Annotated in this window: 20 protein-coding genes; 2 read left to right on the top strand and 18 right to left on the bottom strand. The window is 68.8% G+C overall.

Annotated features, from left to right (window positions below):
* Positions 1-826 precede the first annotated feature (826 nt).
* The 11 genes from E5082_RS13605 to E5082_RS13555 all read right to left on the bottom strand — a co-directional run bounded on the left by E5082_RS13605 (position 827) and on the right by E5082_RS13555 (position 7,602).
* Positions 827-2,077 carry a tyrosine-type recombinase/integrase gene (locus E5082_RS13605; RefSeq protein ID WP_135791495.1) on the bottom strand — a complete coding sequence of 417 codons (1,251 nt, stop codon included), beginning with the start codon at positions 2,075-2,077 and terminating at the stop codon, positions 827-829.
* Positions 2,077-2,274, bottom strand: coding sequence for a helix-turn-helix transcriptional regulator (locus E5082_RS13600; RefSeq protein WP_135791494.1), 198 nt, complete (start codon positions 2,272-2,274; stop codon positions 2,077-2,079). Before E5082_RS13600 ends, E5082_RS13605 begins: the two co-directional genes overlap by 1 nt.
* 2 nt (positions 2,275-2,276) lie before the next feature.
* Positions 2,277-3,695: a replication initiator protein RepSA gene (gene repSA / locus E5082_RS13595; RefSeq protein ID WP_135791493.1), complete on the bottom strand. Its 1,419-nt coding sequence runs from the start codon at positions 3,693-3,695 to the stop codon at positions 2,277-2,279.
* Positions 3,696-3,699: 4 nt separating this feature from the next.
* Entirely contained in the window at positions 3,700-3,882 is a 183-nt protein-coding gene (locus tag E5082_RS13590) for a hypothetical protein (RefSeq protein WP_135791685.1), read from the bottom strand.
* A 93-nt stretch (positions 3,883-3,975) separates the two neighbouring features.
* The gene (locus E5082_RS13585; protein ID WP_135791492.1) at positions 3,976-4,524 is read right to left on the bottom strand and encodes a GGDEF domain-containing protein; all 549 of its coding nucleotides are present in this window, start codon (positions 4,522-4,524) and stop codon (positions 3,976-3,978) included.
* A 3-nt stretch (positions 4,525-4,527) separates the two neighbouring features.
* Positions 4,528-4,848, bottom strand: coding sequence for a SpdD protein (locus E5082_RS13580; protein WP_135791491.1), 321 nt, complete (start codon positions 4,846-4,848; stop codon positions 4,528-4,530).
* Positions 4,849-4,863: 15 nt separating this feature from the next.
* A complete protein-coding gene (locus E5082_RS13575) occupies positions 4,864-5,052 on the bottom strand; it encodes a mobile element transfer protein (RefSeq protein ID WP_135791490.1) in 189 nt (62 codons plus the stop codon).
* Between the two features lies 1 nt (position 5,053).
* Positions 5,054-5,236, bottom strand: coding sequence for a hypothetical protein (locus E5082_RS13570; RefSeq protein WP_135791489.1), 183 nt, complete (start codon positions 5,234-5,236; stop codon positions 5,054-5,056).
* 20 nt (positions 5,237-5,256) lie between these two features.
* Complete coding sequence (locus tag E5082_RS13565) at positions 5,257-5,916, bottom strand: DUF2637 domain-containing protein (protein WP_135791684.1); 660 nt, start codon at positions 5,914-5,916, stop codon at positions 5,257-5,259.
* 14 nt (positions 5,917-5,930) lie between these two features.
* Positions 5,931-7,271 carry an FtsK/SpoIIIE domain-containing protein gene (locus E5082_RS13560; RefSeq protein WP_135791488.1) on the bottom strand — a complete coding sequence of 447 codons (1,341 nt, stop codon included), beginning with the start codon at positions 7,269-7,271 and terminating at the stop codon, positions 5,931-5,933.
* 1 nt (position 7,272) lies between these two features.
* The gene (locus E5082_RS13555; protein WP_135791487.1) at positions 7,273-7,602 is read right to left on the bottom strand and encodes an SCO3933 family regulatory protein; all 330 of its coding nucleotides are present in this window, start codon (positions 7,600-7,602) and stop codon (positions 7,273-7,275) included.
* Positions 7,603-7,818: 216 nt separating this feature from the next.
* Between E5082_RS13555 and E5082_RS13550 the strand changes: the two genes are divergently transcribed.
* Positions 7,819-8,577, top strand: a complete 759-nt coding sequence (locus E5082_RS13550; RefSeq protein WP_135791486.1) for a GntR family transcriptional regulator — start codon at positions 7,819-7,821, stop codon at positions 8,575-8,577.
* A gap of 1,572 nt (positions 8,578-10,149) precedes the next feature.
* Here E5082_RS13550 and E5082_RS13545 read toward each other — a convergent pair.
* From E5082_RS13545 to E5082_RS13530, 4 genes are all read right to left on the bottom strand, one after another.
* On the bottom strand, positions 10,150-11,286 hold the full coding sequence (locus E5082_RS13545) for an HTTM domain-containing protein (RefSeq protein WP_135791485.1): 1,137 nt from the start codon (positions 11,284-11,286) through the stop codon (positions 10,150-10,152).
* Positions 11,276-11,866 carry a DUF5819 family protein gene (locus tag E5082_RS13540; RefSeq protein WP_229918842.1) on the bottom strand — a complete coding sequence of 197 codons (591 nt, stop codon included), beginning with the start codon at positions 11,864-11,866 and terminating at the stop codon, positions 11,276-11,278. The genes E5082_RS13545 and E5082_RS13540 overlap by 11 nt, the downstream gene beginning before the upstream one ends.
* 267 nt (positions 11,867-12,133) lie before the next feature.
* A complete protein-coding gene (locus E5082_RS13535; protein ID WP_135791484.1) occupies positions 12,134-13,432 on the bottom strand; it encodes an ice-binding family protein in 1,299 nt (432 codons plus the stop codon).
* A 398-nt stretch (positions 13,433-13,830) separates the two neighbouring features.
* Positions 13,831-14,100 (bottom strand): hypothetical protein, encoded by a 270-nt coding sequence (locus tag E5082_RS13530; RefSeq protein ID WP_135791483.1) that lies wholly within the window; start codon positions 14,098-14,100, stop codon positions 13,831-13,833.
* A 361-nt stretch (positions 14,101-14,461) separates the two neighbouring features.
* On the opposite strand from E5082_RS13530, the gene E5082_RS13525 reads away from it, so the two are divergent.
* A complete protein-coding gene (locus E5082_RS13525) occupies positions 14,462-15,649 on the top strand; it encodes a pyridoxal phosphate-dependent aminotransferase (RefSeq protein ID WP_135791482.1) in 1,188 nt (395 codons plus the stop codon).
* Positions 15,650-15,723: 74 nt separating this feature from the next.
* Here E5082_RS13525 and E5082_RS13520 read toward each other — a convergent pair whose 3' ends face one another.
* The 3 genes from E5082_RS13520 to E5082_RS13510 all read right to left on the bottom strand — a co-directional run bounded on the left by E5082_RS13520 (position 15,724) and on the right by E5082_RS13510 (position 18,242).
* Complete coding sequence (locus E5082_RS13520) at positions 15,724-16,254, bottom strand: type III secretion system chaperone family protein (protein ID WP_030816547.1); 531 nt, start codon at positions 16,252-16,254, stop codon at positions 15,724-15,726.
* Between the two features lie 133 nt (positions 16,255-16,387).
* On the bottom strand, positions 16,388-16,978 hold the full coding sequence (locus tag E5082_RS13515; protein ID WP_135791481.1) for an RloB family protein: 591 nt from the start codon (positions 16,976-16,978) through the stop codon (positions 16,388-16,390).
* A complete protein-coding gene (locus tag E5082_RS13510; RefSeq protein ID WP_135791480.1) occupies positions 16,956-18,242 on the bottom strand; it encodes an AAA family ATPase in 1,287 nt (428 codons plus the stop codon). The genes E5082_RS13515 and E5082_RS13510 overlap by 23 nt, the downstream gene beginning before the upstream one ends.
* Positions 18,243-18,352 lie beyond the last annotated feature (110 nt).

Below are 18,352 nucleotides of genomic sequence, written 5' to 3'. Positions count from 1 at the left end.
GAATCACGAACACTGGCCCTGCCACAGGGTTTTTACCCAAGTTCGTAGGGTTTCCATCCCTCAGAGGGCTCCACAGCTCAACTGTTCAACTACGGCGTACGCCCAGCGCGGAGCGAGATGCTCCGCCGGTTCGGGCGCCCTGGGCGCCGACCCCTGGGCGTTTCCGCCACGCGGGGGCGGTCGCGGGCGGCCGGATATCGCCGCTGCGGCCGCCCGAGCGCTTCGGTGTCCGTGCCTCGGTATGCGTGCCTGGGGTGCGTGCCCCGAGGGCTCAGCTGCCGCCTCCGCAGCCCCCGCCGCCACCACAGGAGGAGCCGCCGCCGCAGGACGAGTGGCCGCCCCCGCAGGAGGAGTGCCCGGAGTGGCCGCCGCTGTCGCCGCCGTGATGCCCACCGTGGTGCCCACCGCCGGAGGAGGACCCGGAGTCCCCGCCCCAGACCCACCAGCTGGCCCCGCCGTCGTACGCCCCCGACCCCGAGGACGAGGACCCCGACGACCGCGACCCGCCGCCCCGCGACGGCCGCGCCTTCCCGGCGGAAACCCCCCACGTACGCCGGCGCCGCGACCGCGCCGCGGCCACGCCGGCCAGGATCACCACGATGAGGATGATGCCGAAGACCATGGCGTCCCCCCTCCTTCCGTTCCCCCGAAGCGACCCCCCGTGGGCGCCCCGTCCATCCCCGCGCACCGCGCGGTGACCGGGAGATGCCCGCCCCCGAAGAACCCCAAAGCCGAGTTGAGGAACTTCAGAGGGTTCTCCCACGCCAACAGCCCCTGACCTGCGGAAAAGGGCAGATCAGGGGCCGTCGCTGTCTTCCTGGGCCGTCTAGGGGCCGTGATCTTCTTGCGAGGCGCCCCACAGCACGGAGTCGATGGCACGCCGGGCACGCTCGCGGCTGTCGGGCATCAGGTGGGCGTACACCCGCAGCGTCAGAGCCGGGTCGGCATGCCCCATGTACTCGCTGACGGCTTTGATGTTCTCGCCGGCGTCCAGCAGTGCGGAGGCGTAGAAGTGCCGGAGGGCATGCATCCCGTGCTCGCGCGCCGACTCGTACTTGCCGTCACCGTCCGCTTCCGGGATGAGGCCCGCGGCCGCGAGAGCGGGCTTCCACTCCTTGCCGTTGAAGTTGCTCCGCCACACCATGCCCCCTTGCTCAGCCGTGAAGATCAACCGGGCGGAGACCTCCGGCCCTTCCGGCACGTCCCACGGCAACGTGATCTCTACGGGCTTGCAGGCGTCCATGTGCGCTCGGAGGGCCTGCCCCACGGAGTCGGGCAACGGCACATCCCGCCTCTTGCCGCCCTTGGGGAGCGCGAAGACCGGGCGCCCTTCCACATGCTTGATCTGCCGCACGACACGGAGTGTGCGACCGTCAGCGGCAATGGCGTCTTCAGCCAGTCCGAACACCTCACCCTGACGCAGGCCGCATCCGGCACCAACGTCGACCATTGCTCGGTACCGCTCCAGAAGGGCCGCTCGAACAGCGAACACCTGAGCGGGCGCCCACGGGACCACGGGATGCGCCTCGGGCCTGGGCCGCCGGATACTCCGTGCGCTGCACGGGTTACGCGACAACAGCGAGTCATCGACAGCCGCAGACATGACCGACTGCACGTCCGCGAAGATGTTCCGGGCGTAGGAAGGGCCGATCCCAGGCTTCGCCTCCAGGGTGGCGAGGAATGCCCTGATGTGCTCGGGCCGGAAGGTCCCGACCGGTCGGGAGCCGAGCACCGGGTAGGCATGCAGCCGCAGGCGCCGGCCGAGTTCCTTCCTGGCGGTCGCACTGGGCGTCTTGCTGTCCAACCACTTCTCCGCGTACTGACGGAACGTGATCTGCATGGACTTGGGATCGGTGTACTGCCCGCGCGTCATGTCCGTCTCGATGGCGCTGAGCCACTTCTCGGCGAGACGCTTCTTGCCGTCGGGGAAGCTCTTGGACTTCTCAGCCCCGTCAGGGCCGACGTACCGGGCCCGGTAGCGCATGCCCGTGCCATGACGGTCGGTCTTCACCTTGACGGGTTTGCCGTTCGGGCCGGTCTCGGACCTGTACCAGCGGTCTTGGATGTGACCGGCCATCAGGCAGCCTCCCCGATTCGAGAGTCCACCCAGGCCCGCACGTCACTGGGGTCGAAGCGCAGGTGCCGGCCGACCCGGAAGCCGCGGGGCCCGGTTTGCTTCCGGCGCCACTGGTAGACCGTCTCCACGCTGGGCAGCTCGAACATCTCGACCAGGTCCTCAGGGGTCAGGAACCGGTTCGGCAGCTCTGAGGCCATGGTCAGCAGTCCCTTTCGTCGGCAAGCAAGGCAGGCAGTTCTTCGCGGGCGATCTCGCGGTTGTGCTGGATGTCGCGACGGATGTTGGCGGCGAGCCAGGATTCGCCGGGGGTGTGGCCGTGACCGGCGTAGACCCAGTGAGCGAGCGTGAGGGTGGTCGCCTCTTCGTCGTCGGGGTCAGGCAGGCCGAGGGCGGCACGCTGCTGGGCGGCGCGGTAGTCGGCGCGGACCTGGCGCAGGGCGCCGAGAGTGGTCGAGTAGCTGCGGGACTTGGTGGAGAAGTGGCCTCGGAAGCCGAGCATGTGGGCCCAGTCCCGTAACTTCCGGTCCGGGTAGAGCGGGTGGAGGTCGAGGCACGCGGTGATGAGCCGCGCCGGGTGGTCGGGCACGTCGAGCAGGGCCAGGGCTTCCTTGTTGCCGATCCGGCGATCCACGGTGCCGGTCGTTTCGGCGGCCTTGGTGGCGTACTTGGCGACGTAGGAGGCCACGGCCTGTTCGGTGATCTCGGCACCGTCCCCGAAGGCCCGGATCGGGCGCACGTCGATCTGCTCGCCCCAACGCAACGTGCGCGCGGGTTCGGTACGTGCCGGCTGCTCGGGGTCCGGCTGATACCAGGCCGGAGGGACATCGACCGCGACGCGGGCAGCGGCTGCACGGATAGCGTCGGTGAGCAGATCGAGGGTGGCCCAGGCCGGGGGCGGGCTGTCGGGTCCCTCAGGTCCGTCGAAGCGGATCACTGCGTGGAAGTGGATGGTCCCGCGCTTCTGGTACTCGGCGACCTTGCCGAAGGAGACGCGGGACTGTTCCCGGGCGGCCTTCTGCGTGAGACCAGCCAGCTTGGCGATCTCGCGCCGCAGGTAGATCGTGAAGTAGCGCCACAGGTCGCAGGCGTGGTTGTTCCAGAGCACGGCGCCTGCGTAGTCGTACGACTCGGGGTCGAGCGGGGTGCCGAGGTCGGGCGCGTCGTCCTGGTGGTGGGTGCCGCAGCGGCAGGGCCGGTTGCCGGGCCGGTTGTGGACCGGGCCGAACGAGGGCGCGGTGAGGGTGGCGAAGACGCGCGGGTGATCCCGGATCGTCTCAGGGGTGCCCTTGGCGGGGTCTCCGACGAGGCCGGCGCGGATGAGGTGGTAGGTGTCCCCGGCGTAGGTCCAGGCGCAGGCCGGGCAGCGTGAGGCACGCCGGTTGCCGCAAGCCAGGCGGAGGACGCCGCCGGGTTCGGTGGCGGTGGAGTAGGAGTGCAGGACGTGGCCAGTAGCCGCGTCGCGGGTGATGGTCGTACCAGTAAGGCGGATGGGGTCGGTGCAGCCGCCGGTGCGGCGGATCTGGTCTTGGATGCGGTCGAAGCCTTGGGACCCGGCCAGCCTCAGCACGTCGGCGAGGGTGGCCGGGTCCAGGCCCGCCATCGTGGCGGTGTCGGTCACGCGGTCACCCCCGAGCGCGGATGAGGGTGCGGGCGGGGGCGGTGTGGCCGGTGCCCTTGCAGGCCGGGCAGGTCACGCGGAGGGTGACGCGGGTGCCGTCCGGGTTGAGGGTGCCGGTGGTGATGTGGGCGGTGGCGTGGCCGTCGCAGTCGCGGCAGACACGCGTACTGCGGGTGTGCTGGGGCATCATGAGGTTTCCCTTTCGGGTCCGTTGGATCTGGAAGTGGTGCAGGCGCCCGGAGCGGCGGATCTTTGGCGAGAGAGGCCGCTCCGGGGGCCGTCATGGGCGGGTGTTGCGCCTGCCGTGACCCTTGGCCGCGTACATCGCCGCGTCGGCGGCGGACAGGGCGTTGGTGAGGGTTCGCACCGGCAGGTGTGAGCAGGGGCAGCGGCCGACCGAGGCCGAGACCGGCAGGGTGCGGCCGTCGTGTTCGAGGGGCCGGTTCAAGGCGAGCTGCAGGGCGTCGAAGCCGGGGGTGCGTCCGGGGTCGGTGACGATGGCGGTGAACTCGTCTCCGCCGAGGCGGGCGGCGATGCCGTAGCGGCCAATCCAGGTGTTCAGACGGCGGGCAGTGGCGGTGAGAACGGCGTCTCCGGCGGCGTGGCCGTAGGTGTCGTTCGTGGCCTTGAAGTCGTCCAGGTCGACCAGGAGCACCAGGGCGCCGGGGTGCTTGGCCAGCAGGTGTTGGGCGCGGGTGGTCCATCCGGCGCGGGTGTGCAGGCCGGTCAGCGGGTCACGGCGGGCGGTGGCCAGGCGGCGTACGAGGAGGCCGCCGTGAACGGCCCAGCCCAGCGTGGGTAATGCGGCGGTGATCACGTGGGTGTCCATCGTTCAGTGGCCCTTCCGTAGGTCGGTGATGAGGAAGCGGAGCACGACGGCGGTCACGGCGACGGAGACAGCGGTGATGGCGACCGCGAGGAGCATGGAGACCAGGACCGCGCCGACGACCAGGACCACAGCCCCGCCACCGGCCGCCAGGGCAAGCGCGCTACCGGGAGTGAGCTGGACGGCCGGCCGGTTCGAGGCCGGGGCCATCGGGAGGACCTGAGCCGGGGCCGGGGCCTGAACCGTGGGGACCGGGGCGGTCGTCTGCAGCGGGGTGACGTTCGGTGCGGGGGCGGTGTCCTGAGGCGGGTACTTCGGTGTGAACACGGGATCTTCCTCCTGTCAGGCGTTGCAGCGGTGAGTGCGGGCGGCCAGCTCGGCGGCCGAGCGGTCGCGGTGTTCGGTGGAGAAGCCGCAGCCGGGCGCGGTACAGGCAGCGGTGTGCCGGGGCTGGCCGCGGCCGTTGTGGTAGGTGCCGACCGTGACCGGCCCGAAGCGGCACACGTCGCGGAAGCGGCGGTAGGCGGCCACGTCAGCTCTCCTGCCGCAGGCTCTGGCCGGGGAACTCGGCGAGGATGCGGGCCGCCTCGTTCGGGTCCGGGGTGCGGTCGGCGGCTTCCTCGGCGAGGAGCCGGGCCAGGGTGTGACGGCCGGAGTCGGACATCTCGCGAGCGGCGTCCAGGTAGTCGGTGGCGCGGTCGTAGGACCAAGACATGGGCTGATCTCCTCTCGGTGTCAGGTGAGCTGGAGCTGCGCGGCGATCTCTTGGCAGGTCGGGGCGGGCAGGCCGAGCCGGGCAGTAAGCACCTCGGCGGTGATCGGCTCACCCGTGCTGGAGCGGTGGGCGTCCGCGATCGAGCGGGCGTGGTCGAGGAGTGCCGGCGGAACGGCCGCACCAGAGGCGGGCGGCTTGGGCGGAGCCGGGGCGATCTCCGGTGCCCGGACCGGGGCCGGGGCCGACTCGTCGGCGGTGTCGGTGCGGAGCGTCTCGACTTCCACCGCCGGTTCCTCGACCTGCTCCAGGTTCGGGGTGTCCGGTGTAGGGGCGTGGACGAGGAGGGTGCCGCCGAGGAAGGCAAGGGCGGGCCACCCAGCGACGAGGATGCGCAGCCAGGCGGGCACCTGGTGCAGGTCGAGTAGGCCGGCCGTGGCGACGTTGGCGCCGAGGGAGGCCGCCAGGGCGATGGCGAACCAGGTCCAGGAGGAGCGGTCCCGGCCGGCGCGGAACCGACGCCAGGCGGCGACCAACAGCAGGTCGACCGAGACCGGGTAGGCCCACGCCTTCCATCCGGACTGTCCGGCCGCAGCCGCCAAATCGTGCAGGTGCGCGAAGGAGAGAGCACCGGCGATCACGGCTTGGATCAGCACCGCATCGGGGCGGATCGAGCGATTCACGGCCATCGCTCCCCCTAGTCCGTGACCGGGAGCGGCTTGACCAGCGACGGCCCGGACGCCGGGGCGTCGGCGGGCACATGTGGGCGGTACGGGTCGAGGGCGGGCAGATCCGGGACGAGGTGGGCGAACTCCCGGCACACCGCCTTCGCCTCATCACGGGGGGTGTGCGGGGTGCGGATCTTCGCCCAGCCACCGGAGGAATCCGCGGCAACCGCCGTACCGGGGCGTTCGGCGGGGATGAGGCTGGCGGCCATCACCGCGTCCGGGGCGACGTCGGCGAGGCCCATCTCGGCGGTCTGTTTGTCGTTGACCCGGTGCACGACCCGGCCGGTGAGCTGGGCGCGGAGCATGGTCGCACCCCTGCCCAGCTCGGAGCCGAAGCGCTGCCCGCACACCTCCAGGTAGATACCGACCGCGCGGGCCATCTGCGCCAGCCGGATCAACGCGGTCACGATCCGCTCCCGCCGCTCCTCATCCTTCTTCGAGGAGATCAGGAACAGCTCCGCCACCTCGTCCATTAGGACGACGACGGGCACCGGCCGTAACCGCTCGGGCAGCTCCCACATGTCCGACACCCCGTGGAGGCTCAGCACGTCGAAGCGGGATTCCATCTCCGCGACCAGCACATCCAGCAGGGAGGCGGAGTCGTCCGGGGTGGTGGCCAGGGCCGACAGGCGGGGTGCGTAGGCGGAGTGTTCGACACCGCGCTTGCAGTCGATGCCGACCAGCGCCACCGGCAGTCGCGCCAGCCCTTTGATCAGGTTCCGCTGATACACGGACTTGCCGGAGTTGTTGGCGCCCAGCGTCAGTGCCATCGGCATGGCGCGGTAGTCACGGACGAAGGCCGTTCCGTCCTCGCGCAGCGCCACCGGCACCGTCAGTCCGTCAGGGCGGGCCCCGCGCGGCATCCGGACCTGACGCAGCACGTCATAGCCGGTCATGCGCAGTTCGACATAGCCGGGCTTGGTCTCGGCGACGGTCACCGAGTGCACGCCCCAGGCATGCCGCAGCCGCTCCGAGGCGGCCATCAGGTCGGCGGGTTCCAGGCCGGCGGGGAGCCGCAGTGTCACTCGCAGCCCCGTCGACGTGCCCCGGACCCGGCGCACCTTTGGCGGGACCGGCAGCACCTCACGCCGGGCCACGTTCCGGGCGATGAAGGCCCGCAGCCGGGAAGGCTGCACTGTCAGCCCGCACACGTCCATCGTCGAGCGGTAGGAGAGGGTGAACCGGGCCCAGGTGACCGGCAGCCCGACCAGCGACCAGTACACGCGCGGAGCGCGGACCTTCGCGTAGCCGAGACTGCCGACACCTGCGAGGGCGCCCGTGGCCTCCAGCATCACGGACAGGTCGGTCATGTCAGGCCGCCGAGGTGATCGCGACCGCGCGAAACGAGATCCCGTGCCGCTTCTGCCCGTTGAACTCGTTCTCCCAGTCCCGCGCCTTCAGCCCGACCACCCGAACCGGCAGACCCGGCGCCAACCCCTCGGGGTAGCCGGTCTCCGGGATGGTGACCTGGTAGAGGTTGCCCTCCCCCTCGTCCGAGACCAGCAGGCCCACCGTCGACAGCGGCGCCCCGGTCTCCCGGTCCATCGCACGTTCACCGGTCTTGGCGTTGGCCAGCTTCGGCACGGGCGCGGTCGCCACGAACACCACAGCGGTCGAAAGGTCGATCTTGAAAGACGGCATGAGCGCATCCCTCGTTCAGGAGGCCACCCGGTGCAGCCTCTCTAGACATCTCCACAATGGAGAGCCTGTCTAGAGATGTCAAGAAGGATGTCTAGAGACGTCCGAGCTGATGGCTAGAGATGTTGCGGGCGCAAGATCGCGGATACACGCAGAGAGCGACGCGAGACAGCTGGTCCCCTAGAGTGGGGTGTCTAGAGAAGAGAGGAGGGCTCCGGAATGGCCAACGCCGACGACGACCGCCGGCCGAAGTACCAGCGGATCGCGGACTCCCTACGCGAGGCGATCCAGTCGGGCGAGTACGGCCCCGGTGATCGCCTCCCCGGAGAGAACGACCTGATGGCCGCGCACGGCGTGGCTCGCATGACGGCCCGACAGGCGTTGAGCGTGCTCCGAGACGAAGGCGTCGCCGAGGCCCGCAAGGGCGCCGGCGTGTTCGTCCGAGCCTTCCGTCCCCTTCGGCGCCGAGGCATCCAGCGACTTTCCCAGCAGCAATGGGGTAGCGGCCGTTCCATCTGGTCTGCGGACATCGAAAATCGCGCGCTCGAGGTGGACCAGGTCACCGTGTCCGAGGAGGCCGCACCCGACCGCATCAGCGCGGTTCTGGACCTGGCCGACGACGAAACGGTGTGCGTGAGGCGCCGACGCTTCGTCTTGGACGGGAAAGCCGTCCTGCTCGCGACGAGCTATCTGCCCACGTCAGTGGTCGCCGGGTCCGCCATCACCCAGGAGGACACAGGACCAGGCGGAACGTACGCCAGGCTTGCCGAACTCGGCTACAAGCCAGTGCACTTCCGCGAGGAGATCCGCTCACGCATGCCGTCGAAGGATGAAGCGGCACAGTTGAGCATGTCCCCCGGCACGCCGGTCATCCACATCTGCCGCACCGCGTTCGCGGACGAAGGCCGCCCCGTCGAGATCAACGAGATGACGCTCGACGCCGCGTCCTACATCCTGGAGTACGACTTCGACGCGTGACCTGGGCTGTTACAGGTTTCTCTACCTCATCAAGCCCCGGCTGCGCTCCGCTCCGCCGGGCGCGCTTCCCGGCTCCGCTGCGGGCGCCGCTCCTGCCTCCGGCCCGCTCCGCCCGCGCTGCGCCGACGCGCGCCCACTGGTGGATAGGGCCGGAGGCCATGAGTCGATCACCGCATAGAGCGGCTCGTGGTCAAGACGATGCCTCCGGCGGGGGATCGGCCGGCACCGGGGGGAAAGGAACGCCGATGCCGTCTGCGGGTCCGAAGTGGTGAGCGTGGAGCGCTCCCGTCCCGTACGCCATCGACCCAGGCAGAGCCGAGCAGACGCGGCCCAGGGCGTCAAGGTCGTTCGTACAGTGGCGCGCTCCACCTTGACGCCCTGAACCACGCCCGCTCCACGGTGTGTGGGTCGACGGCGTACGGGACGGGAGCTAGGCGTGGTTCATGAAGGGTTTTCAGTGGCGGTCGGCCCTCGTTTCACGTGAAACGTTCTCACTTGGCATCGATGTTCGAGGTCTCGTGCAAGTTCTCATTCGAACTCGATGTCGGACCTGACGTAGCGTCAGAAAAACATGGGCCCTGACCTGCGAAAACAAGGCTGTCGGGGTTGTCGGTGGCGACCGGTAAACTAAGCCTGGCTACTTCACGAAGCTCGTGATTGAACTCCGCTGCGAGGGGGGCGGATTCGAGGACTCCGGTTCACTCGGAACCGGCACGCGAGTGAAGGGAGGTAGCTGGTGAGCGGGAACCTCGACAAGCGCAGGCGTAAGTGGACGGGCCCTGAGAAGTGGCAAGTTGGCTTGGCCGTGCTGGCCTTGGTGTTCACGATCATCGATCATGTGGGGTGGCCCCACTGATCATCGGAGAACCGGTCGGAGGTGACCTGATGAGCTGTGAACGCAGCGAGTCCGGTCGGCTGCAACTCGACCGGACTCGCTAAGGCGGGAGGTTTGGCCCTGGCTGGCACCGGGGCCAAGCCTCTCTGTCTACCGCTTTGGAAAAGCCCTGATCAGAGCCCCAAAAGCGTAACGCCCTGTAAGGAATAGTACAGCGCTGAGGCAGGGGCTTGCTAGCGTGCGCGCTTGTACGTCACCCTTCTAGCATCTGTCAAGGGCGGACTGATCTATGGCCTCAGTAGGTCACCTCCACAGAACGACCAGAGGCAACTAGGCAGGTGCCTAGACGGGCATGGCAGGTGACCTGGAAACGCGTCGGGCACAGCCAGCGGTGGTACAGCAGCGGAGTACAGCAACTACCGCAACCGGCAGCGTCCGCAGGCACCCTAGTGTGACCGTAGCGCGGCAGGTATGACCGCCACTGACCGATCCACATAGAGCTACGGATCAGAAGGTGGCCGTGCCCCAACCGTGCCCGATCCAACGGGAACCACGGGGAACAGCGGGCAGTCACAGCGCGCGGACATGAGAACGGCCCCCGACCGGACATCCAGGTCAGGGGCCTTTCCTCACGGCTCATCGTGCGGAGGCGGTGGGATTTGAACCCACGGTGACATCGCTGCCACGACGGTCTTCGAGGCTTCACCGACCTGAGGGGTGTAGCCGGCTCCGGTGAATCACCGGGCGGCGGAGCGGTCCCCGACGGGGTCGGCTGCCAGGTTCTCCCCCTCCGCCGGACGGGCCGACGAGCAGAGCGGGGCGGGGCCGGCCTGCGCGGGTACCGAAGCGGCGCCGGCCGTCTCCTGGAGCGTCGGCCGGCCCCTGCGGGCCAAGCGCCGGTACAGGTGGGGCAGGAAGAGATAGAAGCGGTCGGGGAGGAACACGGCATCCGCGATGATCATCGCGCCCGAGAAGAGCGGCAGCCCCATGAGGACCGCGATGCCGAGGTGCATCCCCAGCAGCATGACCAGCACGGGGTACTTGAGCCGGCCGAAGAGCACGAACGGGAAGGCCACCTGCAACAGCACGGTCATGTACCCGGCGACCGCGATCAGGGTCGTGTGCGCGTCCACGAACTGGGAGAGGGCGGGCCAGGGGCGGAAGAGTTCGAGGTGGAGGACGTAGTGGAGGGCGGTGCCGCTGCCCCACATGGCGCCCTGGACCTTGTAGAGGCCCGCCGATCCGTACAGGAAGCAGACCTGGGCCGCGATGAGGAACATGCCGCAGTTGTGCACGACCGTGGTCAGGGTGATCCGGGCGTCCCGGACTCCCTGTACGAGCGAGCCCTTCACCGGTTCCTGCGGCGCCCCGTCCGCCCGGGCCGTCTTCACCCGGACCCTGCGCGCGTCCAGGGACCAGCGCCGGCCGCACGCGGTGAGGACGAGGTAGAGGGACATCAGCAGGATCAGGTTGTCGCCGCCGTCGGTCATGAAGATCGCCCGGGCGTGGAACGAGGTCACCACGAGGGCGAAGAGCACGGAGGTGATCCGGGTGCGCCAGCCCAGCAGGAACAGGGTGGACGTGACGACGGCCGCCGCGTAGCAGAGCTCCAGCCAGGCGCGGTCGTCGGACAGGGTCAGGAAGCTGTTCCACCCGGTCTGGGCGAAGAGCTGCCGCGCCAGGGCCGGGGTCCACGGCGAGTCGGGGCCCCAGATCTCGTGGCGGTGCGGGAACTCGCGCAGCAGGAAGCCCAGGTAGAGGAAGCCGTAGCCGATGCGCAGCACCGACGCGGCATACAGGGACACCGGCCGGCCGGTCAGCAGTTCCCGGAGGGCTCCGTACCGGTCGGTCGAGGGGATCTGCTCACTTCCCATGGCTGGACACCTTCCACCACGGCAGAAGCCGGTTCTCGGCGGGCTTCGGCGGGCTGCCCGCGGAGCCCGAGGCGGGGATGGGCCGGGTGATGACACGGAGCTGGACGAAGTCGAACGAGCCGCCCTTGTGCGCGGCGACCCGGTCCGCGGCGATGTTCGCCAGGTACTTCTGCATCATCAGGGCCCGTTCCGTGCGGGACTTGTCGTCCCCGCCGTGCGAATCGACGTAGGAGGACCAGGCGCGGCGCAGCAGGTTCTGGGCGGTGTGGCTTGGGAACGGATCGTGTTCGACCGCCGCGTGGTCCACCGCGGTCAGGTCGGACCAGCCGCTCACCCGGATGGCTCCGCCCGGCCCGGTGTGGGCCGTTCTCACCAGGATCTGCCGGTTGACGGATTCAGGGTCCGGCGCGAAAAGTCGCCAGTTCTGTTCGAAAAAGGGAAAAACCCACGCGTTGATCTGCGGGGTGAATCGTTTGGACACGGTATTGGCGGGAGCGACGTGCAGGAAAACAAGAAACACGTGGACGAGGGTCGCCGCCACGCAAAGGATCACAGTGGTCCACAGACCTGTTCTCACCACGAGGACACCGGTCGGCCGGCTTTCCGGCGTCGGGTCGCCGCCAGGGCCTTTAGGTGCGGCCGGACCGGAAAGGGAGTGCTGGATCGCCTCCGCCTCCGCCTCCGCATCCGCCGATTCGATTCGGGTCGGCACCGCCACCCCGCCTCTCTCAGATAACTGCTCGCGTCCGATAGTCACCGCGGATCGCCACGGGCGGCGCACGGCGGGTCCGTGGGGACTCGCCGTGCGCCGTCGTCCGGTGGACGAATTCACCGCGGTGGGTGCCGTCTAGCCCTTGTACGCCTTGTCGTAGTCGCCCATCTCCGGGACCTCGGGCTTGTCCTGGTAGCCGTAGGTCTCGTCGGGGTGCTGGGGCTTGCTCTCGTGGCCGTGGCCCGGCTTGCTCTCGTGGCCGTGGCCCGGCTTGGCGTCGTGGTGCGGCTTCTCGTGCTTGCCGTGGCCCGGCTTGGCGTCGTGGTGCGGCTTCTCGTGCTTGCCGTGGCCCGGCTTGTGGCCGTGGCCGTTGCCGTTGCCGTTGCCGTTGCCGCCGATGGTGTTGCCCGCGGTGTTGCCGGAGGTGGTGTTGCCGGCGGTGTTGCCCGCCGTGTTCCCGGACGTGTTGCCGGCGATGTTGCCGGAGGTGTCACCGCCGGTGACGTCGACGATGGGTCCGCCCAGGACCCCGCCGGTGACCAGACCCCCGCTGAGCAGTCCGCCGGTGGTCGTGCTTCCGGTCGTGTTGCCGGTGGTGGTGCCCGTGGTCGTGCTTCCGGTCGTGTTGCCGGTGGTGGTTCCCGTGGTCGTGCCCGTGGTCGTGCCGGTCGTCGTCCCACCGGTGGTGGTGTTCGCGCACGAGTTGAGGAAGATCCGGTTGGTGTCGAGCGTCACGGCACCGTTGCGGGCCAGCGCCCGGCCCTCGATGTTCGTCCCCGTGGTGACGCTGATCGAGGTCAGGGCCATGATGGTGCCGACGAAGGTGGAGTTCGTGCCCAGGGTGGCCGAACTGCCGATCTGCCAGTACACGTTGCACGGCGAAGCGCCGTTCGTGAGCAGTACCCGGCTGGAGGACGCCGTCGTCAGGGCCTCCGGGATCTGGAACACCCAGACGGCGTTCGGGTTGCCGCCGGCGTCCAGGATCAGGTCGCCGTTGAGCCCGACACCGGCCACGGCGCTGTAGACACCCGGAAGCAGGGTGTTGCCGTTGCCGATGCCGGCCGGGAGCGCGAAGTCCGTGGCCTGGCCGGCGGCGTTGTTGTACGCGGTGACCAGGTCCGCCTTGGCCTGAGCGGCGGCGGCGTCGGCGGAGTGGACGGCACCGAGCACCTGGCCGGGCGGGAAGCCGGTGATGGCCGTACCCGGGTGCACCCCGAGGTCGTGAGCGATCACCGAGGGTCCGGTGTTGGTGACCTGCGTACCCGCGAGCACGGAGTAGCTGGCGGCCGTCGCCAGCGGTACGGGCGTGGCGATGGCGAGCGCCGGCGTCGGTGTGAGCGCGACCATCGTGGCGGCGACCGTCGCGGCAAGAGCCGAGGCGAGCACGCCGGACAGACTGCGGCGGTGAGCCACTTGATGGAACTTCAGCTTCATCGAAGGCCATTTCCTGTGGGGGCCGTTGGCATCCGGGCCCTATCCGATACGCCCGGTAGCCTTGTTGCTGTTGCGGCATATTACGCAGGAAATTCGCGCACCGAGAAAACTAGCAATCGACAACTAAAAGCAATCGTTTCTTCAGTGACATGAGGCGGGATGAAAAGAATCAGACTCAAAACTCTGATCATCCGGCGTATCCCCCGAACGCGTGAAGGGGATTACGGCAGACGGGTCGACGCGGTCCCGTCCGGCCGCGATGTATGCACCGCCATGCATGTCTCGGTGCCGCCGATGGGGTGGTTGTGCATGAGATGCCGATGAACGGGCGTGGCGGTGATTTCGCGCATACCCCGACAGACCAGGCGGGCGCCATCCGCATCATCGGCCTGCCCCCGTCACTCTTGCGCGGTCATTGAGCCAGAACGCCGCTCGCGGAGGTAGTCGAGGTACTCGTCTCCTGCCATGCCGGCGTTCACCCAGCGGTGACGGGCCGCCCCGGTCCGACACTCAGCCTCAGCCATCGCGACGGCCGCATCATCGGCGACAGCAAGTGTCCGGCCGAACTCGTGATCGGGGTCCAGCGGCGGAAACTCCAGGAGATCACAGAAGGTCTCGCTGCCCGCGTCCTCGACGACATGCAGTGTCACCTCGTACCCGCGCTTCATCGACTCGATGCCGACCCAGCGAATGGCAGGAGTCTCTGCCCCTTGTACCGGCCCGAGGAACTGCTCAATCCCTTGGCCACGCCGCAGAGCACCGACAGCGAGCGACTACTCAACCAGATACCGCATGGGCGCAGCGCACGGCGCGAAATTGCGCGCTCCCCCTGTGCCCCATCAACCGGGAACCTGCGGGGGGGTGGACGCCCCGCGCTGGGCCGTCTGTGGGCCGTCCGACAGCAGCCAGCCACGACCAACGATGACAGTTGACGGCAGATCTCCCCCAGCTCAGAGGAGCCCCAAGGAGCGTCGACGCAGACGCCAACCCCCGAACGTAAGTTGAGGAACTCCAGAGCTTGGGCGGAGGATGGCCGGTATGACCTCCACCGCACGTCCGTACCTCAACCGCCGGCTCGCCGAGTTCGGGACGACCATCTTCGCCGAGATGTCCGCGCTGGCCACGGCCACCGGCGCGATCAACCTCGGGCAGGGTTTCCCCGACACGGACGGCCCCGAGGAGATCAGGGAGGCGGCGGTGCGGGCGCTGCGGGACGGGCGGGGGAACCAGTACCCGCCGGGTCCGGGCGTGCCGGAGCTGCGGCACGCGATCACCGCGCACCAGCGGCGCCGGTGCGGCCTCGCGTACGACCCCGACACCGAGGTGCTGGTCACGGCGGGCGCCACGGAGGCCATCGCGGCGACCCTGCTCGCGCTGGTGGAGCCGGGTGACGAGGTGGTGGCGCTGGAGCCGTACTACGACTCGTACGCGGCGAGCATCGCCATGGCCGGCGGGCGGCGCGTACCGGTGACGCTGCGCCCGGCAGAGGACCGCTTCCGGCTGGACCTGGACGAGCTGCGCGCGGCCGTCACCGACCGCACCCGGCTGCTGCTGATCAACACTCCGCACAATCCGACCGGCACGGTCCTCACCCGCGAGGAGCTGACCGCGATCGCCGGGCTGGCGGTCGAGCGGGACCTGCTGGTGGTCACGGACGAGGTGTACGAGCACCTGGTCTTCGACGACGCCGAGCACCTCCCGCTCGCGAGCTTCCCCGGCATGCGCGACCGCACGGTGACGATCGGCTCGGCCGGCAAGACGTTTTCGTTCACGGGCTGGAAGGTCGGCTGGGTGACGGCGGCTCCCGCCCTGGTCAGCGCGGTCCGCTCGGCGAAGCAGTACCTCACCTACGTCTCGGCGGGTCCCTTCCAGTACGCGGTCGCCGAGGCCCTCGCCCTGCCCGACTCCTACTTCGACGGCTTCCGCAGCGACATGGTCGCCCGCCGCGACATCCTCGCCACGGGCCTCGCCGAGGCGGGTTTCGGCGTCTTCCGTCCCGCCGGCACCTACTTCATCACCACCGACATCCGCCCCCTCGGCGAGAAGGACGGCTTCGCCTTCTGCCGCGCCCTCCCCGAACGCGCCGGCGTGGTGGCCGTCCCCAACGCCGTCTTCTACGACGACCGCGAGGCCGGCGCCCCGTTCGTACGCTTCGCGTTCTGCAAGAAGCCGGAGATCCTCCAGGAGGCCACGGACCGCCTGCGCCGCATGGCGTGACAACGGAAACGGCCGAGGGCCGGGGCAGCGAAACGCGCCCCGGCCCTCGGCCGTGTGCGGCCGGGGTGGGTGGATTACTCCACGTCCCCGCCCGAGTCCTCCGCGTCGTCGATCTCCTGCTCGAGACCGAGCTGTTCGGCGAGCCACTTGTCGAACTCGATGGCCGCGCGGACCCAGCTCACCACGGAGGAGACGAAGTGGTTCAGGTCGACGCCCGTGCCGATCAGCATCTGGGCCTCGCCGATGAGGCGGACCGTGCCGTCGTCGTGGGTGTGGGTGTAGACCTTGGGCCACAGGGTGCGCCGGTTCCAGTCGTCGACGGACTCCAGCAGTCGCGTCTTCTCCTCGATCTGGTGCGGACGGTCGTAGAAGGTCCGCACCGAGAAGACGGCCTGCTCGTCCTCGCCGCGGAACATGAAGTACGTACGGAACTGCTCCCAGGGCGCCGCGAGGTCGCCCTCCTCGTCCACGACGTACTTCAGCTCCATCTGGTCCAGGAGCTGCTTCACAAGGTCCTGATCCGGGAGGACGGGGCCCGCCGGTCCCTGCGGCTGCTGCTCGGGCTGGCCCCCGAAGTTCGGAATCGAGGACGGGTCGATGCTCACCGTGGTTCTCCTTCGTACGGAATTCCGCCATCCTCTCCCAGAGGGGGAGGTCCGTGGCAAGCCCCGGCGCGGCCTGTCAGCCACGGGCGGACAGCCCTGCGCCGTACGGGGCTCTCAGCGGCGAGTACCACCCTCAGCGCTCTTCCATTCGTTCCACGAGCTGCCATACACCGGTCGACGGGTTCCGGGCGTAATCCTGCCCGCTGGAGTCCAGCTTGCGGGCACGCTCCATCGCGTCGGTTCGGCCATCTCGGTACACAGCGAAGTCGATGCGCGTCTTGTCGTACTCCGGCACGTGCTTACGCAGGATCGGCAGCAGGGCCTTGTACGTCGCCACGTGGGCCGTGTGCGCGGCGAAGTGGAGGAGCAGCCACAGCTCGAAGCACGGGTGGGAGACCGCCACCCGGATGCCTGCGCGGCGGGCGGCGGTCACAGCCGCCGACACGTCCGGGAACTGGTCCACGTCGAAGACGCACCAGACCTCGTCGAAGCTGTCCTTGCCCAGGCTGCGCTGTGTCTTGGCATAGGCGACCAGCTGTGTCGGGGAACATGCCTTGCCCCGCACGACGACGGACACAGCGGGGTTCCGCAATTGCTCGCGCAGCCCCTGGAAGTACTGGCGCTCGGTCTCCTTGCTGCCGCAGACGATCAGGAGCGTACGCGCCGAGCGCCGGACGGGGCCGCGCCGACGGCCCGATCCCTCACGCGGAAACGGCCTTGCCACGTGCCCCCCAGTACTGCTTGACCATGTCCTCGAAGGCCCCGTCGGGCAGCAGTGGCACAGCGCCGTAGCTTCCCGCCAGATACCGCCGCTCGAAGTTCTCCCCCTTGCGCGGCTTGAAGTCACTCAGCGGGTACAGCTCCGAGGCTCCGGTCGCCGCGTCCTTCTCCACGAACCAGATCTGGTCACGGCGCAGCACCTCTTCGCCGAGCATGGTGCCGAGGAGCGATGCGTCGTGTGTGGTGAAGACCAGCTGGGCGCCGAGCGGGTTCATTTCGGTGCTCTGGAAGAGCTTGACGAGCTTGGCGGTCAGCAAAGGGTGCAGGCTGACATCGACCTCGTCGATCCACAGTTGCGAGCCACGGCCGATCGCGAGAAGCGAGAAGGTGACCAAGGTGAGCCAGGTCTTTGTTCCGGCGGACTCGTCCTCGGCCGTCAGCAAGAACTCCTCGTCTTCGACCCGGTGGACAAATCGAAGCGACTTGCTCATGGACCGCGTGAGCGATGCCGTGAACTCGTCGCTGAGGCCCGCCTGAGTCTGCAGTCGCATGAACTCGGCGGCGTAACGCTGGAGTCCTGGATCGTCCTCCTGGCTCGGCCGCACGCCGTGCACTCCGAGATCCGCAGCCGCCAGCAGTTCCCCGGCCCGCGCGATACCCATCCTCTCGAAGAAGTCGAACACTTCCGCGGTGATGGAGCCTGCCGTCGGCAGCGCCTGCCGCATCTTGTCATCGACAACCGCGACCCCCTGCAGGGCCTCCCACACGGCACTCAACCTCGCGTGTCCGGACTGCGCGGCGGCGGAAAGGTACAGACTGTTGGCCCGCATGATCCGCTCAGCAGCGACCCGCTCGCCGGTAAGCGAGGCTCCGAACGTCACCGCGCCGCCCTTGCGCTCGAAGAGGACGCGCTTGCGGGCCTTCGGGTAGGAGTAGAGCCATTCCTCCTCGATAGCCCCGTCACCGGTGCTGAAGCCGTAGACATGGCGGACCCCGTCGATCAGTAGATCCACCGCGTAGCTCGACGGTTCGCGCCTGCTGTCGTGATCCAGGAGGAAGGGACGGCGCTTCACCGGCTCGTCCGGAAGCCAGCGGGCCTGGGAATCCCGCACGGCGCGCAGGAAGAACTGGTACGCGTTCATCACCGTCGACTTACCCGAGGCGTTGGCACCATAGATCGCCGCCACGGGCAGTGCGGGGCGGTCAGCGTCATAAGCAGGAACGAAGTTCAGCTCCTGCGGATCACGCAGCGAGCCGTGATTGGCCACTCTGAAACTCAAAAGCACGTCATGACCCCCACTTCCGCCTTTGTGAACAAGTGAATCTCATATCCGCCACTGAACAAATGCTAGCTTCTGGCTCTCCACGCGAAAAGGTC

It is taken from the genome of Streptomyces griseoluteus, assembly GCF_004784465.1.
GTDB classification, from domain to species: domain Bacteria; phylum Actinomycetota; class Actinomycetes; order Streptomycetales; family Streptomycetaceae; genus Streptomyces; species Streptomyces griseoluteus.
The sequence above is the reverse complement of the archived record's forward strand: the minus strand, read 5'-3'. Positions and strand labels throughout refer to the sequence as shown.